Source organism: Pseudomonas sp. (assembly GCF_030684895.1).
Taxonomy (GTDB): Bacteria; Pseudomonadota; Gammaproteobacteria; order Pseudomonadales; family Pseudomonadaceae; genus Aquipseudomonas.
On sequence record NZ_JAUXXP010000080.1, the window covers coordinates 61,157 to 76,124 of the forward strand.

The 14,968-nt window shown below is 58.7% G+C and carries 13 protein-coding genes; 11 read left to right on the top strand and 2 right to left on the bottom strand.

The window, feature by feature from the left end; genetic code table 11:
• Positions 1 to 10: 10 nt before the first annotated feature.
• Together Q8M42_RS17630 and map are read right to left on the bottom strand one after the other, a co-directional pair.
• The gene (locus Q8M42_RS17630) at positions 11 to 2,713 is read right to left on the bottom strand and encodes a [protein-PII] uridylyltransferase (RefSeq protein ID WP_304870496.1); all 2,703 of its coding nucleotides are present in this window, start codon (positions 2,711 to 2,713) and stop codon (positions 11 to 13) included.
• Between the two features lie 42 nt (positions 2,714 to 2,755).
• Positions 2,756 to 3,538, bottom strand: a complete 783-nt coding sequence (map, locus tag Q8M42_RS17635; RefSeq protein ID WP_304870494.1) for a type I methionyl aminopeptidase — start codon at positions 3,536 to 3,538, stop codon at positions 2,756 to 2,758.
• Positions 3,539 to 3,824: 286 nt separating this feature from the next.
• On the opposite strand from map, the gene rpsB reads away from it, so the two are divergent.
• The 11 genes from rpsB to lpxD form a co-directional block, all read left to right on the top strand.
• Positions 3,825 to 4,568, top strand: coding sequence for a 30S ribosomal protein S2 (rpsB, locus tag Q8M42_RS17640; protein ID WP_275961183.1), 744 nt, complete (start codon positions 3,825 to 3,827; stop codon positions 4,566 to 4,568).
• Positions 4,569 to 4,751: 183 nt separating this feature from the next.
• On the top strand, positions 4,752 to 5,615 hold the full coding sequence (gene tsf / locus Q8M42_RS17645) for a translation elongation factor Ts (RefSeq protein WP_304865974.1): 864 nt from the start codon (positions 4,752 to 4,754) through the stop codon (positions 5,613 to 5,615).
• A 191-nt stretch (positions 5,616 to 5,806) separates the two neighbouring features.
• Complete coding sequence (gene pyrH, locus Q8M42_RS17650; RefSeq protein WP_304865977.1) at positions 5,807 to 6,556, top strand: UMP kinase; 750 nt, start codon at positions 5,807 to 5,809, stop codon at positions 6,554 to 6,556.
• The gene (gene frr, locus Q8M42_RS17655) at positions 6,546 to 7,103 is read left to right on the top strand and encodes a ribosome recycling factor (RefSeq protein ID WP_304865980.1); all 558 of its coding nucleotides are present in this window, start codon (positions 6,546 to 6,548) and stop codon (positions 7,101 to 7,103) included. The genes pyrH and frr overlap by 11 nt, the downstream gene beginning before the upstream one ends.
• A gap of 16 nt (positions 7,104 to 7,119) precedes the next feature.
• Positions 7,120 to 7,875, top strand: a complete 756-nt coding sequence (gene uppS, locus Q8M42_RS17660) for a polyprenyl diphosphate synthase (RefSeq protein WP_304865982.1) — start codon at positions 7,120 to 7,122, stop codon at positions 7,873 to 7,875.
• Complete coding sequence (locus tag Q8M42_RS17665; RefSeq protein ID WP_304865985.1) at positions 7,875 to 8,690, top strand: phosphatidate cytidylyltransferase; 816 nt, start codon at positions 7,875 to 7,877, stop codon at positions 8,688 to 8,690. The genes uppS and Q8M42_RS17665 overlap by 1 nt, the downstream gene beginning before the upstream one ends.
• The gene (ispC, locus tag Q8M42_RS17670) at positions 8,687 to 9,871 is read left to right on the top strand and encodes a 1-deoxy-D-xylulose-5-phosphate reductoisomerase (protein WP_304865987.1); all 1,185 of its coding nucleotides are present in this window, start codon (positions 8,687 to 8,689) and stop codon (positions 9,869 to 9,871) included. Before Q8M42_RS17665 ends, ispC begins: the two co-directional genes overlap by 4 nt.
• A gap of 21 nt (positions 9,872 to 9,892) precedes the next feature.
• Positions 9,893 to 11,245, top strand: coding sequence for a sigma E protease regulator RseP (rseP, locus tag Q8M42_RS17675; protein ID WP_304865990.1), 1,353 nt, complete (start codon positions 9,893 to 9,895; stop codon positions 11,243 to 11,245).
• Positions 11,246 to 11,334: 89 nt separating this feature from the next.
• Positions 11,335 to 13,683, top strand: a complete 2,349-nt coding sequence (bamA, locus tag Q8M42_RS17680) for an outer membrane protein assembly factor BamA (protein WP_304865992.1) — start codon at positions 11,335 to 11,337, stop codon at positions 13,681 to 13,683.
• 43 nt (positions 13,684 to 13,726) lie between these two features.
• Positions 13,727 to 14,230 (top strand): OmpH family outer membrane protein, encoded by a 504-nt coding sequence (locus Q8M42_RS17685; protein ID WP_090248384.1) that lies wholly within the window; start codon positions 13,727 to 13,729, stop codon positions 14,228 to 14,230.
• Positions 14,230 to 14,968: UDP-3-O-(3-hydroxymyristoyl)glucosamine N-acyltransferase (lpxD, locus tag Q8M42_RS17690; protein ID WP_305285062.1), on the top strand; the 739-nt coding region annotated here is incomplete at its 3' end. The genes Q8M42_RS17685 and lpxD, both read left to right, overlap by 1 nt.

Consider the following 14,968-nt stretch of genomic DNA (forward strand, 5'->3'; position numbering starts at 1 on the left):
GCTAAGTGGTTTAAATAGTGATTCGACTCGGTTCGACCTGCGGGCCTGGCGCGTCGGAGAGCTGCGCGACCATGGTTTCCTGCAGGCGCGTGCACAGCTCGGGGTCGGACAGCGGCTGGTTGTGCGCATCGGTGACGAAGAACACGTCTTCCACTCGCTCGCCCAGGGTGGCGATCTTGGCGTTCTGCAGCGACAGGTCGAAGTCGAGGAAAATCCGCCCGATCCGTGCCAGCAAGCCGGGTCGATCCGGTGCGGTGACTTCGAGAATGGTCACCGGCCGATGCGCATCGTTGTGAATGCTCACCTGCGGCGCGAAGGCAAAGTGCTTGAGCTGGCGCGGTACGCGGCGCTGGATGATGTTCGGGTAATCGTCCGGGTTCTTTAGCGCATCGATCAGGCCCTGGCGAATCTCCTTGATCCGCGCCGGGTTCTCGCCAATCGAGCCGCCTTCGCCTTCGAGCACGATATAGGTGTCGAGGGTGAACTGGCTGGTGGAAGTGAGAATCCGTGCGTCATGGATGTTCAGGTTGAGCTGGGCCATGGCCGCCACGGTCACCGCGAAGAAGTCGTGCTGATCCTGGGCGTAGATGAAGATCTGCGTGCCGCCCTCGAATTCGCGCTGGGTGGTTTCCTTGATCAGCACCAACGGCTCGCTGTTGTTGGCGTGCTGCAGGATCGCTTCGCTGTGCCAGGCCACGTCGCTGGCCGTATGGCGCAGGAAGTAGTCGTCCCCCAGTTGCGACCAGAGCTGCTCGGCGTCGTCCGGGTCGGTGCCGCCGCGCACCAGGATGTCCAGGGCGGCGATCTGCGTCAGGCGAATCTGCTCTTCGCGGTCCAGCGGATTTTCCAGGCCACGGCGCAATGCACGCTTGGTCTCGGTATACAGCTGGCGCAGCAGGCTGGCGCGCCAGGAGTTCCACAGGCTGGGGTTGGTGGCGTTGATGTCGGCCACGGTCAGCACGTAGAGGTAATCCAGGCGGGTCTGGTCGCCAACCAGGCGGGCGAAATCGAAGATTACCTGCGGGTCAGACAAGTCTTTGCGCTGTGCGGTGGTGGACATCACCAGGTGGTGCTGCACCAGCCAGACGATCAGCTTGGAGTCCCAGTTCGGCAGCTGATGGCGCACGCAGAAGGCTTCCGCGTCTACCGCGCCGAGCTCCGAATGGTCGCCGCCACGGCCTTTGCCAATGTCGTGGTAAAGCCCGGCCATATAGATCAGCTCGGGCTTGGGCAGCTTGTCGATCAGCTTGCTGGCCAGGGGGAATTTTTCTGCGAGCTCAGTCCACTTGAATTTACGCAGGTGCTTGATCAGGTTCAGGGTGTGCGCATCGACCGTATAGATGTGGAACAGGTCGTGCTGCATCTGCCCGACGATATGGCCGAACTCGGGCAGGTACAGGCCGAGGATGCCGTAGCGGTTCATCCGCCGCAGGTTGCGGTGAATGCCTTGCGGGCTTTTGAATAGCTCGACAAACAGACTGGTGTTGCGGATGTCGCGGCGGAAATCATCGTCGATCAGGTGGCGGTGTTCGCGCAGCAGGCGAATGCTGTTGGCGCACACGCCTTTGATCTCCGGGTGCTGGGCCATCAGCACGAAGATTTCCATGATGGCAAACGGCGTGCGCTTGAACACATTGGGGTGCGCGACTTCGATATAGCCATCGCGCAGCAGAAAGCGACTGTTAAGCGGCGTGGCCTGGCCGATTTCGCCAGCGTTGAGGATCTGCTCCTCGAAGTGCTGGACGATCAGGTCGCTGAGCTCGGCAATCGCCATCACCACGCGGTAGTACTTCTGCATAAAACGTTCGATGGCGCGCTTGCTGTCGCTGTCTTCATAGCCGAGCAGGGCGGCAACCCGGCTCTGGTGGTCGAACAGCAGACGGTCTTCGGCGCGGCCGGCGAGCATGTGCAGGGCGTAGCGCACCTTCCAGAGGAACTCCTGGCTGGAGGCGAGCAGGGCGTATTCGCTTTCCAGCAAAAAGCCCTGGCCGACCATGGCGTGCAGGTTCAACGTGCCGAAATGCCGGCGCGCGACCCAGAGAATGGTCTGGATGTCGCGCAGGCCACCGGGCGAGCCTTTGACGTTGGGTTCCAGGTTGTATTCGGTGTCGTTGTATTTGCCGTGACGGGCGCGCTGCTCTTTGTGCTTGGCCAGGAAGAACTGCTTGCTCGGCCACATCTGCTCGGTGCTGGTAACCAACTGCATACGCTGACGCAGGCGTTCGGGGCCGGCGATGGTGCGGCTTTCCATCAGGTTGGTGATCACCGTCAGGTCGGCGCGTGCCTCTTCGGCGCACTCATCCACGCTGCGCACGCTTTGCCCGACTTCCAGGCCGATGTCCCAGAGCAGGGTAAGGAAGCGCTCGATGGGTTCGCGGAAAGTTTCGTGGTCGGCGTTGTCGAGGAGGATCAGCAGGTCGATGTCGGAGAAGGGGTGCAGCTCGCCACGGCCATAGCCGCCGACGGCGAGCAGAGCGATATCGGCGTCTTCACTCCAGGACAGGCGGTCCCAGGCTTCGCGCAGGATCTGGTCGACAAACCAGGCACGGTCCTCGACCAGACGGCGTACATCGCGGCCGCTGGTAAAACGCCCGTCGAGCACTTCACGGGCGTGGCGGATAGCCTTCTTGAATGCCGCAATAGGGCTGGCCTTGAGGGCCAGTTCCGCCTGGAACTGGCCGCGGTCGAACAGCTCGGGATCTACCTGCGGCATTGCGGCCTTCCTTCTATCTATACAGCAGACTCAGCGAGAGGCTCAGGCCGATGTGCGGGCGATGGTGTCATCACTGCGCAAGGTGAAGATCTCGTAGCCATCAGCGGTCACCAGGATGGTGTGTTCCCATTGGGCGGAGAGCTTGCGGTCCTTGGTGATCGCGGTCCAGCCGTCACCCAGGGTGCGGGTTTCCGGGCGGCCCTGGTTGATCATCGGCTCGATGGTGAAGGTCATGCCTTCCTGCAGTTCCATGCCGGTACCGGCGCGGCCGTAGTGCAGCACTTGCGGCTCTTCATGGAACACCGCGCCAATGCCGTGGCCGCAGTATTCGCGCACCACGGAGAAGCCGTTCTTCTCGGCGTGCTTCTGGATCACTTCACCGATATCGCCCAGGCGAGTGCCGGGTTTGACCAGTTCGATGCCTTTATACATGCACTCCTGGGTGATCTTGGCCAGGCGCTCGGCCCACTCAGGCACTTTGCCAACCATAAACATCTTGCTGGTATCGCCGTGGTAGCCATCCTTGATCACGGTGATGTCGATGTTGATCACGTCGCCTTCTTTCAGCGGCTTGTCATTCGGGATGCCATGGCAGACCACATGGTTGACCGAGGTGCAGATCGACTTGGGGAAGCCTTTGTAATTGAGCGGCGCGGGGATGGCCTGTTGCACGTTGACAATATAGTTATGGCAAATACGGTCGAGCGCTTCGGTGGTGACGCCGGGCTTGACGTGCTCGCCAATCATTTCCAGAACTTCGGCAGCCAGGCGACCGGCTACGCGCATTTTCTCGATTTCGTCGGGCGTTTTGATGGTGACGGTCATGTGCGGCTCTCGAACGCGAACAGAAAGGGCGTCATCTTAACAGCTACAAGCCGCCCGCCATAAGCGCTACGTGAAAACCTGCCACTGAGTCGGCTGCATATGTTGCGGTCTGCGAGTAGCTTGCCCCTGACTTTTATGATATAAAACGCGCCGCTTTACGGGCTGTGTGCCCGAAAGCTTAAACCCACACACGTATCGACACGGTTTCCTGGGTGCCTTGCGACAAGTTCGCCGGGTTGGAGATCGGGATACGTGGAGGCCTAACCCGACTTATCAAGGAACTATCATGTCCCAAGTCAACATGCGCGATATGCTGAAGGCCGGTGTGCACTTCGGCCACCAGACCCGTTACTGGAACCCGAAAATGGGCAAGTACATTTTCGGCGCGCGCAACAAGATCCACATCATCAACCTTGAAAAAACCCTGCCAATGTTCAACGAAGCACTGTCCTTCGTTGAGAAACTGGCTTCGGGCAAAAACAAGATTCTGTTCGTGGGCACCAAGCGTTCCGCTGGCAAGATCGTTGCTGAAGAAGCAGCACGTTGCGGTTCGCCGTACGTCGATCATCGCTGGTTGGGCGGCATGCTGACCAACTACAAAACCATCCGCGCCTCGATCAAGCGTCTGCGTGATCTGGAAGTTCAGTCCCAGGACGGCACTTTCACCAAGCTGACCAAGAAAGAAGCCCTGATGCGCACCCGTGATCTGGAAAAACTGGATCGCAGCCTGGGTGGTATCAAGGACATGGGCGGTCTGCCAGACGCTCTGTTCGTGATCGACGTTGACCATGAGCGCATTGCTATCACCGAAGCCAACAAGCTGGGTATCCCAGTTATCGGCATCGTCGATACCAACAGCAGCCCTGAAGGCGTTGACTACATCATCCCAGGTAACGATGACGCCATCCGCGCCATCCAGCTGTACATGGGTGCAATGGCTGACTCGGTAATCCGTGGTCGCACCAACGCTAACGGCGGCACCGACGAATTCGTCGAGCAAGCCCCGGCTGCAGAAGCTGCTGAAGGCTAAGTAAAACGCGTATAGCGTTTGCTTAGTTCGCAAAAAGGGGGCTTGGCCCCCTTTTTGCCACCTTGAAAACCATCGCCGACGTGCAGTTGCAATCGTTTCTAGTCATTGTCGGCAGTGCGTTACGAATTGAGCGCCCGTTTTTGGCGGGTGGAATGGTTAACAACCTATCCAGAGGATTTTGAAATGGCAGAAATTACTGCAGCGTTGGTTAAAGAACTGCGTGAGCGTACTGGCGAAGGCATGATGGATTGCAAGAAAGCCTTGACCAAGGCTGGCGGCGACATCGAAAAAGCCATCGACGACATGCGTGCTTCCGGCGCGATCAAAGCTGCCAAGAAAGCTGGCAACGTGGCTGCCGAAGGCGCAATCGCTGTTAAAGACGACGGCAAAGCTGCCGTTCTGCTGGAAGTGAACTCGCAGACTGACTTCCTGGCTCTGCAAGATGACTTCAAGGCCTTCGTTGCTGCCAGCGTTGAGCAAGCTTTTGCTGACAAACTGACCGATGCTGCTCCGCTGATCGAGGCGCGTGAAGCTGATCGTCTGATTCTGGTGGGTAAAGTTGGCGAAAACGTAAACATTCGTCGCTTGGTTCGCGTTGAAGGTGACGTGGTCGGTACTTACCTGCACGGTAACAAGATCGGTGTTGCTGTTGTTCTGAAAGGTGGCTCTGTTGAGCTGGCTAAAGACATCGCTATGCACGTTGCTGCCAGCAACCCTGAATTCCTGCTGCCTACGGAAGTTTCCGCTGAAGCCATTGAGCGCGAGAAAGCCGTGTTCATCAGCCTCAACGAAGACAAGATCAAAGGCAAGCCGGCCGAAATCGTCGAGAAGATGGTTGCTGGTCGTATCCAGAAGTTCCTTGCTGAAGCCAGCCTGGTTGAGCAAGCCTTCGTTAAGGATCCGGAAATCAAGGTCGGTGCTCTGGCCAAGAAAGCCGGTGCTGAAATCGTTTCCTTCACCTACTTCAAGGTTGGTGAAGGCATCGAGAAGCCGGTCGATAACTTCGCTGAAGAAGTTGCTGCCCAACTGGCTGCCAGCAAGCAGTAAGACGGCTAATCAGCTGTCGCCCCAAAGAGGCTGCCCGCTAACGCGCGCGGCCTCTTTGTCAAATTGAGGGCACAGCTAAGCTGTGGAGTGGTTGGGGCGTTGGCACCAATGACTCAGGGCGCTGTCGAAGCGCTCGATAAAAGCGAACCGAAGGTTTGCACAGAATTCAAACGCCGCAGGAGAGACTCGCAATGGCTCAGCAGATGAGTGGTCGTCAACCGCGCTACAAGCGCATTCTGCTCAAACTTAGCGGCGAGGCCCTGATGGGGTCGGAAGATTTCGGCATCGATCCCAAGGTGCTTGACCGCATGGCGCTGGAAGTCGGCCAGCTGGTCGGTATCGGCGTGCAGGTCGGTTTGGTGATCGGTGGTGGCAACCTGTTCCGTGGCGCGGCGCTGAGTGCGGCTGGCATGGATCGGGTAACCGGCGACCATATGGGCATGCTGGCTACCGTGATGAACGCCTTGGCCATGCGCGACGCGCTGGAACGCTCGAATATCCCGGCAATCGTCATGTCGGCCATCTCCATGGTTGGGGTGACCGATCACTACGACCGGCGCAAGGCGCTGCGTCATCTGAAAACCGGTGAGGTGGTGATTTTCGCCGCTGGCACTGGCAATCCGTTCTTCACCACTGACTCGGCCGCTTGCCTGCGCGCCATCGAAATCGATGCCGACGTGGTGCTCAAGGCGACCAAGGTGGATGGTGTGTACACTGCCGATCCATTCAAAGACCCGCATGCCGAGAAGTTTGAGCGTCTGACCTACGATGAGGTGCTCGACCGCAAGCTGGGCGTAATGGACCTGACGGCCATCTGTCTGTGCCGCGACCATAATATGCCGCTGCGTGTTTTCAACATGAACAAGCCAGGCGCCCTGCTGAATGTTGTAGTTGGCGGCGCTGAAGGCACTCTGATTGAGGAAGATAAACATGATCAATGAGATCAAGAAAGACGCCCAGGTACGCATGCAGAAGAGCCTGGAATCGCTGCTCCATGCCTTCAGCCGTATCCGTACTGGTCAGGCGCATCCGAGCATCCTCGGCGGCGTGATGGTGCCTTACTACGGTTCCGACACCCCGCTGAACCAGGTGGCCAACGTCACCGTGAAGGATTCGCGGACCCTGCAGGTTGTAGCCTTCGAGCGCAATATGCTGGCGGCTGTCGACAAGGCAATCCAGAGCTCCGGCCTGGGCTTTAACCCGACCAACCTCGGTGAGCTGCTGTTGATCTCCATGCCGGCGCTGACTGAAGAAACCCGTAAGGGTTTCACCAAGCAGGCGCGTGATGCGGCTGAAGATGGTCGTGTGGCGGTGCGTAATATTCGTCGTGATGCCTTGAGCCAGTTGAAAGATCTGGTCAAGGAGAAGGAAATCAGCGAAGACGAAGAGCGCCGTGCAGCCGACGAAATCCAGAAGCTGACGGACAAGTTCGTCGCGGAAATCGAAGTCGCAGTGAAGCAGAAAGAAGCGGATCTGATGGCCGTTTAACGGCCAGGATATCGTCATGGAAAAGACCAAAGACGGTAGTCCGTTCGCCGTGCCACGGCATGTGGCGATCATCATGGACGGTAACAATCGCTGGGCGAAGAAGCGCCTACTGCCCGGCGTGGCTGGCCATAAAGCCGGTGTTGATGCGGTGCGCGCGGTGATCGAAGTGTGCGCTGAGGCGGGCGTCGAGGTGCTGACGCTGTTCGCCTTCTCCAGTGAAAACTGGCAGCGCCCGGCCGAGGAGGTCAGTGCGCTGATGGAGCTGTTCCTCAGTGCGCTGCGCCGCGAGGCGAAGAAGCTCGATGCCAATGACATCAGCCTGCGCATTATCGGTGATCGCTCACGCTTTCACCCTGAGCTGCAGGCTGCGATGCGTGAGGCCGAGGCGCAGACTGCCGGCGACAAGCGCTTTGTGTTGCAGGTGGCGGCCAATTATGGCGGCCAGTGGGACATCGCCCAGGCCGCACAGCGCTTGGCCCGTGAGGTTCAGGGTGGCCATTTGCGCGCCGAAGACATCACCCCTGAGTTGCTGCAGAGCTGTCTGGTCACCGGCGATTTGCCGCTGCCGGATCTGTGCATCCGCACCGGTGGCGAGCACCGCATCAGTAATTTCCTGCTCTGGCAGCTGGCCTACACCGAGCTGTATTTCTCCGACCTGTACTGGCCGGATTTCAAACACGACGCCATGCGCAAAGCCTTGGCCGATTTTGCTAGTCGCCAGCGTCGCTTTGGGAAAACCAGCGATCAGGTGACTGCTGAGGCCCGCAGCTGATGCTCAAACAACGAATTATCACCGCGCTGCTGCTGTTGCCATTTGCCCTGGGTGGCTTCTTTCTGCTGGATGGCGCGCTGTTTGCGCTGTTTATCGGCGCGGTGGTCAGCTTGGGCGCCTGGGAATGGGCGCGCCTGGCAGGTTTTACTGCGCAGGCGCAGCGCGTGGCCTACGCCGCGCTGGTGGCGGCCTTGTTGTTTGGCTTGTATCTGCTGCCCGCCTTGGCGCCTTGGGTGTTGTTGCTGGGGGTTGTCTGGTGGGCGGTGGCGACCTTTCTGGTCTTGGGTTATCCCGCCAGCAGCCGTTACTGGACGCAGGCTCCGGTCAGATTGCTGATTGGTTTGCTGATTTTGCTGCCGGCCTGGCAGGGCCTGGTGTTGTTCAAGCAGTGGCCTGAAGCAAACTGGCTGATTCTCGCGGTGATGGTGCTGGTGTGGGGCGCGGATATCGGCGCCTATTTCGCCGGCCGGCGCTTCGGCAAGCGCAAGCTGGCCCCACAGGTCAGTCCCGGTAAAAGCTGGGAAGGGGTGTTCGGTGGTCTGCTGGCGACTCTGCTGATTTGCCTGGGCGTAGCGATTTACCGTGACTGGTCGTTTGCCAGTTTGTTGCTCGGTTTGCTTGGCACCGCTGTGGTGGTGCTGATTTCGGTGGTCGGCGATCTGACCGAAAGCATGTTCAAGCGCCAGTCCGGGGTTAAGGACAGCAGTAATCTGCTGCCGGGCCATGGCGGTGTGCTGGACCGTATCGACAGCCTGACAGCGGCAATTCCGGTGTTCGCTGCGTTGCTGTGGCTGGCGGGCTGGGGCGCACTGTGAGTCACCCGCAGCAGATTACCGTGCTGGGGGCGACCGGTTCGATCGGTCTGAGTACCCTCGATGTCATTGCTCGCCATCCTGAGCGTTATCAAGTGTTTGCGCTGTCCGGCTTCAGTCGCCTGACTGAGTTGGAAGCGTTGTGCATGATCTACCGCCCGCGCTTTGCCGTGGTGCCGCAGGCTCTGCAAGCTCGGCACCTGCAGGAAGGTCTGCGTGCTGCCGGCCTGGCCACTCAGGTGCTGCATGGTCCTGAGGGGTTGTGTGAAGTGGCTGCGCACCCTGAAGTGGATGCGGTGATGGCGGCCATCGTGGGGGCGGCAGGCTTGCCGCCCACCCTGGCGGCGGTCGAGGCCGGCAAGAAGGTGCTGTTGGCCAACAAAGAAGCCCTGGTGATGTCGGGCGCACTATTTATGCAGGCTGTGCGTAAAAGCGGCGCCGTACTGCTGCCGATCGACAGTGAGCACAACGCGATTTTTCAGTGTCTGCCAGGCGACTATGCGCGCGGTCTGCAGCAAGTTGGCGTGCGGCGTATTCTGCTGACCGCCTCGGGTGGGCCGTTTCGCGAAATGCCGCTGGAGCAGTTGCATGCGGTCACCCCCGAGCAGGCGTGCGCGCACCCGAACTGGTCGATGGGGCGCAAGATCTCGGTCGACTCGGCGAGCATGATGAACAAAGGCCTGGAGCTGATCGAGGCCTGCTGGTTGTTTGACGCCACGCCAGCGCAGATTGAAGTGGTGGTGCATCCGCAGAGCGTGATCCATTCGCTGGTCGATTATGTCGACGGTTCGGTGCTGGCCCAGTTGGGCAATCCAGATATGCGCACGCCGATCAGTCATGCCCTGGCCTGGCCGGAGCGAATCGACTCGGGTGTCGCGCCGCTGGATCTGTTCGCTATCGCGCGGCTGGACTTTCAGGCGCCGGACGAGCAGCGCTTCCCTTGTCTGCGCCTGGCGCGCGAGGCGGCGCAGGCCGGCGGTACTGCGCCGGCCATGCTCAATGCGGCTAACGAGGTAGCGGTTGCGGCGTTCCTGGAGCGGCGCATCCGCTTTCCCGAGATCGCGAGTATGATCGAAGACGTTCTGCACACAGAGCCCGCCCTGGCGGTTGAGAGTCTGGATACGGTGCTGGCCGCTGATGGTCGGGCCCGTGATCTGGCTGAGCAATGGCTGAGTCGGCGCTGATCGCCGACGCGGAGACGTTTGATGAGTGCGCTTTATATGCTGGTCGGCACCCTGGTTGCGTTGGGCGTGCTGGTAACCATTCACGAGTACGGGCACTTCTGGGTCGCCCGTCGTTGTGGGGTCAAGGTGTTGCGGTTTTCCGTCGGCTTTGGCAGTCCGTTGCTGCGTTGGCATGACCGTCAGGGTACTGAGTTTGTGCTGGCCGCCATCCCGCTGGGCGGCTACGTGAAAATGCTCGATGAACGCGAAGGCGATGTGCCGCCGGAGCTGCTTGATCAGTCGTTTAATCGCAAGTCGGTCCAGCAACGGATTGCCATTGTGGCGGCCGGCCCGGTGGCAAATTTTCTGCTTGCGTTGCTGTTCTTCTGGGTTGTGGCAATGCTGGGCAGCCAGCAGGTGCGCCCAGTTATTGGTGCGGTCGAGGCAGGCAGTCTGGCCGATGTCGCCGGGCTGCAGGCTGGCCAGGAGATCATTGCAATTGATGGCAAGCCCACCACTGGCTGGGCTGCGGTGAATCTGCAGTTGGTCAGTCGCTTGGGGGAAAGTGGTCGCTTGGATCTGGCGGTGCGCGAGCCGGGCTCCTCGGTCGACAGCCCTCGGCAGATTGTGCTGGATAACTGGTTGCGCGGTGCCGGCGAACCGGACCCTATCGCCTCCTTGGGTATTCGCCCTTGGCGTCCGGTGCTGCAGCCAGTGCTGGCGCAGCTTGATTCCGAAGGTCCGGCATTTGCTGCAGGCTTGCAGGTAGGTGATCGGCTGTTGGCCCTGGATGGTCAGCCTCTGGCTGATTGGCAGCAACTGGTGGATCAGGTCCGCAGCTTGCCGGGTAAAAAGATTAACTTGCTGGTGGAGCGTCAAGGCCAGCAGTTGGATATGCCACTCACCCTGGCCGTGCGCGGTGAAGGCGAGTCGCTCAGTGGTTATCTGGGTGCTGGTGTGGCGGGTGGCGAATGGCCGCCTGAGATGTTGCGCGAAGTTAGCTACGGCCCTTTAGAGGCCATCGCCGAAGGTGCCAAAAACACCTGGACAATGAGCGTTCTGACCCTTAATTCACTGAAGAAAATGCTGTTTGGCGAGCTCTCGGTAAAAAACTTGAGCGGGCCGATAACCATTGCTAAAGTGGCGGGCGCTTCTGCTGAGTCAGGTTTGAGTGATTTTCTTAAATTTCTCGCCTACTTGAGCATTAGTCTGGGGGTTCTTAATTTGTTGCCTATCCCCGTGCTGGATGGGGGGCATCTGCTTTTTTATCTGGTCGAGTGGGTGCGTGGTCGCCCGCTGTCGGAACGGATACAGGGTTGGGGGATGCAGATCGGCATCAGTTTGGTCGTCGGGGTGATGTTGCTGGCCCTGGTAAACGACTTGGGCCGCCTGTAACCGCTGCTGAATTACGCTCTCGGTACGAACAAGACGTGTCGCGCTAAGCGGCAGATTTTTTATTGTCAGTTGGAATAAGAAAGGACTTCATGAAACGTCTGCTGCTACCTGCGGTGCTTGCCGCACTGATGATCACCGAAGTTCACGCCGAGTCCTTCACCATCTCCGATATCCGGGTCACCGGTCTGCAGCGCGTTTCTGCGGGCAGCGTATTCGGTGCCTTGCCCCTGAATGTGGGCGCGCAAGCCGATGACCGGTCGCTGGTTGAGGCGACCCGCGAACTGTTCAAAACCGGTTTCTTCCAGGATATCCAGCTCGGTCGCGATGGTGATGTGCTGGTGGTTACTGTGGTTGAACGCCCGTCTATCTCCAGTATCGAGATTGACGGCAATAAGGCCATTAGCAGCGAAGACCTGCTTAAAGGCCTCAATCAGTCGGGCCTGTCTGAAGGTGAGATTTTCCAGCGCGCTACTCTGGAAGGCGTGCGCAACGAGTTGCAGCGTCAGTACGTCGCCCAGGGCCGTTACTCCGCGGAAATCGAAGCCGAAGTGATTCCTCAGCCGCGTAACCGTGTGGCGCTGAAGATCAACATTAATGAAGGCTCGGTTGCTGCCATTCAGCACATCAACGTGGTGGGTAACTCGGTCTTTTCCGATGAAGACCTGATCGACCTGTTCGAGCTGAAGACCACCAACTGGCTGTCCTTCTTCAAGAATGATGACAAGTACGCCCGTGAGAAACTCTCCGGCGACTTGGAGCGTCTGCGTTCCTATTACCTGGATCGCGGCTATATCAATATGGATATCAGCTCCACTCAGGTATCCATTACCCCGGACAAGAAGCACGTCTATGTCACGGTCAACGTCGACGAAGGTGAGAAGTTTACCGTTCGTGAGGTCAAACTCAGCGGTGAGCTGAAGGTGCCGGAAGACGAAGTCCGCGCGCTGCTGCTGGTTCAGGAAGGCCAGGTGTTCTCGCGCAAAGTGATGACCACCACCTCCGAGCTGATCACCCGTCGCCTGGGTAACGAAGGCTATACCTTCGCCAACGTCAACGGCGTGCCAGAAGCCCATGACGATGGCACCGTGTCGATTACCTTTGTCGTTGACCCGGGCAAGCGTGCTTACGTTAACCGCATCAACTTCCGTGGCAACACCAAGTCGGAAGACGAAGTGCTGCGCCGTGAAATGCGTCAGATGGAAGGTGGTTGGGCCTCGACTTACCTGATCGATCAGTCCAAGACCCGTCTGGAGCGTCTCGGTTACTTCAAGGAAGTCAACGTCGAAACCCCGCAGGTGCCAGGTACCGACGACCAGGTCGACGTCAATTACAGCGTTGAAGAACAGGCTTCCGGCTCCATCACGGCAAGCGTTGGTTTTGCCCAGAACGCTGGTCTGATTCTCGGTGGCTCGATCACCCAGAACAACTTCCTGGGTACGGGTAACAAGGTCAGCGTCGGCCTGACCCGCAGCGAATACCAGAGCAACTATAACTTCGGTTTCGTTGACCCCTACTGGACACCGGACGGCGTCAGCCTGGGCTATAACGCCTTCTTCCGTGAAACCGATTACGACGAACTGAATACCAGTGTCTCCAGCTATTCGGTAGACAGCTACGGCGTCGGCGCCAGCATTGGTTATCCAATCAGTGACACTTCTCGCCTGACTTACGGCCTGACTATTCAGAACGACAGCATCGGTACCGGGGTGTATACCGTTGACGAAATTTTTGACTTTACTAAAGCCGAGGGTGACAGCTACCTGAACCTCAAGGCGTCGATTGGCTGGTCCGAGTCGACCCTTAACCGTGGTGTGTTGGCAAACCGTGGTCACTCGCAAAGTCTGGTGTTTGAGACCACGGTGCCGGGTAGCGACCTGTCGTTCTTCAAGGTGGATTACCGTGGCCAGGTCTTCAAGCCGCTAAGTGATACCTACACCATGCGTTTCCATACCCAGTTGGGCTTTGGTGAAAGCTATGGCTCCACCTCGGATTTACCGTTCTACGAGCATTATTACGCCGGTGGCTTTAATTCGGTGCGCGGCTTTAAGGACAGCAGCCTGGGGCCGCGTAGTACGCCGAGTAAAGGGACTAACCCTGGTACAGCCTTTGATCCGGATCAAGATCCACTGCCATTTGGTGGCAATGTTCTGGTACAAGGCGGCGTCGAGCTCTTGTTCCCAATGCCGTTCGTGAAAGATCAGCGTTCGCTGCGTACCGCACTGTTCTGGGACGTGGGTAATGTGTTCGACACCAATTGCGGCAAGACCCAGAAGGACTGCAACAATATCGATCCAGGCCAACTGGCCAGTTCGGTGGGTGTTGGCTTGACCTGGATCACCGCGCTAGGTCCGCTGAGCTTCAGCCTGGCTATGCCAATCGTCAAACCGGATGATGCGGATACGCAGATCTTCCAGTTCTCTCTCGGTCAGACGTTCTAAGCGTCGGATTTTTGAATACCAACAGTTTTGCAGGAGTTGCACCGTGCGTAAGTTGACTCAACTGGTTTTGTTAAGCGTTGCCTTGCTGGCAACCCCGGCGTTTGCCGAGATGAAAGTAGCGGTATTGAACTATCAAATGGCTTTGCTGGAGTCTGACGCGGCTAAGCGCTATGCCGTGGATGCCGAGAAGAAATTCGGTCCGCAGCTGAACAAGCTGAAAACCCTGGAGAGCGACGCCAAGCGCATTCAGGATCGTCTGGTCAAAGACGGTGAAAAAATGCAGACCGCTGAGCGTGAGCGCCTGGAGCTTGAGTTCAAACAAAAAGCCCGTGACTTCCAGTTCCAGTCCAAGGAGCTGAACGAGTCCAAGGCTGTGGCGGATCGTGAAATGCTGAAGAAGCTCAAGCCGAACCTGGACAAGGCCGTGGAAGAAGTGATCAAAACCGGTAACTTCGACCTGGTGCTGGAGCGCGGTGCGGTGATTGATGTCAAACCTCAGTTCGACATCACCCGCCAGGTTATCGAGCGCATGAATCAGCTGCGCTGATCATGAGTGCTACGGTTTATACCCTTGGCCAGTTGGCCGAGCGTCTGGGCGCCACCGTGCGTGGCGCCGCAGACAAGCCGATCAGCGGCTTGGCTACCTTGCAGGAAGCTGGCGCTGATCAGCTGAGCTTTCTCGCCAATGCGCAGTACCGCAAGTTTCTCTCGGGCTGCCAGGCTGGCGCGGTGCTGTTGACTGCCGCTGATGCCGAAGGCTATGCCGGTAATGCACTTGTCGTCGGCAACCCCTATCTGGCGTATGCCGAACTCTCCCATCTGTTTGACCGCAAGCCTCAGGCGTTGCCTGGCGTGCACCCCACTGCTGTGGTGGCTGCGGATGCGCACGTTGATGCGAGTGCCAGTATTGGCGCCTATGCGGTGATCGAGAGTGGCGCACAGATCGCTGCCGGCGTAACCGTCGGCGCGCAGTGTGTTGTCGGCGCGCGTTCGGTGATCGGTGAGGGCGGTTGGTTGGCTCCGCGAGTGACGCTGTATCACGACGTACGCATCGGCAAGCGCGTGGTTATTCAGTCGGGTGCGGTGATCGGTGGCGAGGGCTTCGGCTTTGCCAACGAGAAGGGCGTTTGGCAGAAAATCGCGCAGATCGGTGGGGTGACCATCGGTGACGATGTCGAGATCGGCGCCAATACCACCGTCGACCGTGGTGCACTGTCGGACACGCAGATTGGCAATGGGGTCAAGCTGGACAACCAGATCATGATCGCGCACAACGTGCAGATCG

Bases quoted from the DNA above. Each gene is read 5' to 3' on its own strand.
- Q8M42_RS17630 (WP_304870496.1), bottom strand. From the start codon at position 2,713: ATGCCGCAGGTAGATCCCGAGCTGTTCGACCGCGGCCAGTTCCAGGCG.
- map (WP_304870494.1), bottom strand. From the start codon at position 3,538: ATGACCGTCACCATCAAAACGCCCGACGAAATCGAGAAAATGCGCGTA.
- rpsB (WP_275961183.1), top strand. From the start codon at position 3,825: ATGTCCCAAGTCAACATGCGCGATATGCTGAAGGCCGGTGTGCACTTC.
- tsf (WP_304865974.1), top strand. From the start codon at position 4,752: ATGGCAGAAATTACTGCAGCGTTGGTTAAAGAACTGCGTGAGCGTACT.
- pyrH (WP_304865977.1), top strand. From the start codon at position 5,807: ATGGCTCAGCAGATGAGTGGTCGTCAACCGCGCTACAAGCGCATTCTG.
- frr (WP_304865980.1), top strand. From the start codon at position 6,546: ATGATCAATGAGATCAAGAAAGACGCCCAGGTACGCATGCAGAAGAGC.
- uppS (WP_304865982.1), top strand. From the start codon at position 7,120: ATGGAAAAGACCAAAGACGGTAGTCCGTTCGCCGTGCCACGGCATGTG.
- Q8M42_RS17665 (WP_304865985.1), top strand. From the start codon at position 7,875: ATGCTCAAACAACGAATTATCACCGCGCTGCTGCTGTTGCCATTTGCC.
- rseP (WP_304865990.1), top strand. From the start codon at position 9,893: ATGAGTGCGCTTTATATGCTGGTCGGCACCCTGGTTGCGTTGGGCGTG.
- bamA (WP_304865992.1), top strand. From the start codon at position 11,335: ATGAAACGTCTGCTGCTACCTGCGGTGCTTGCCGCACTGATGATCACC.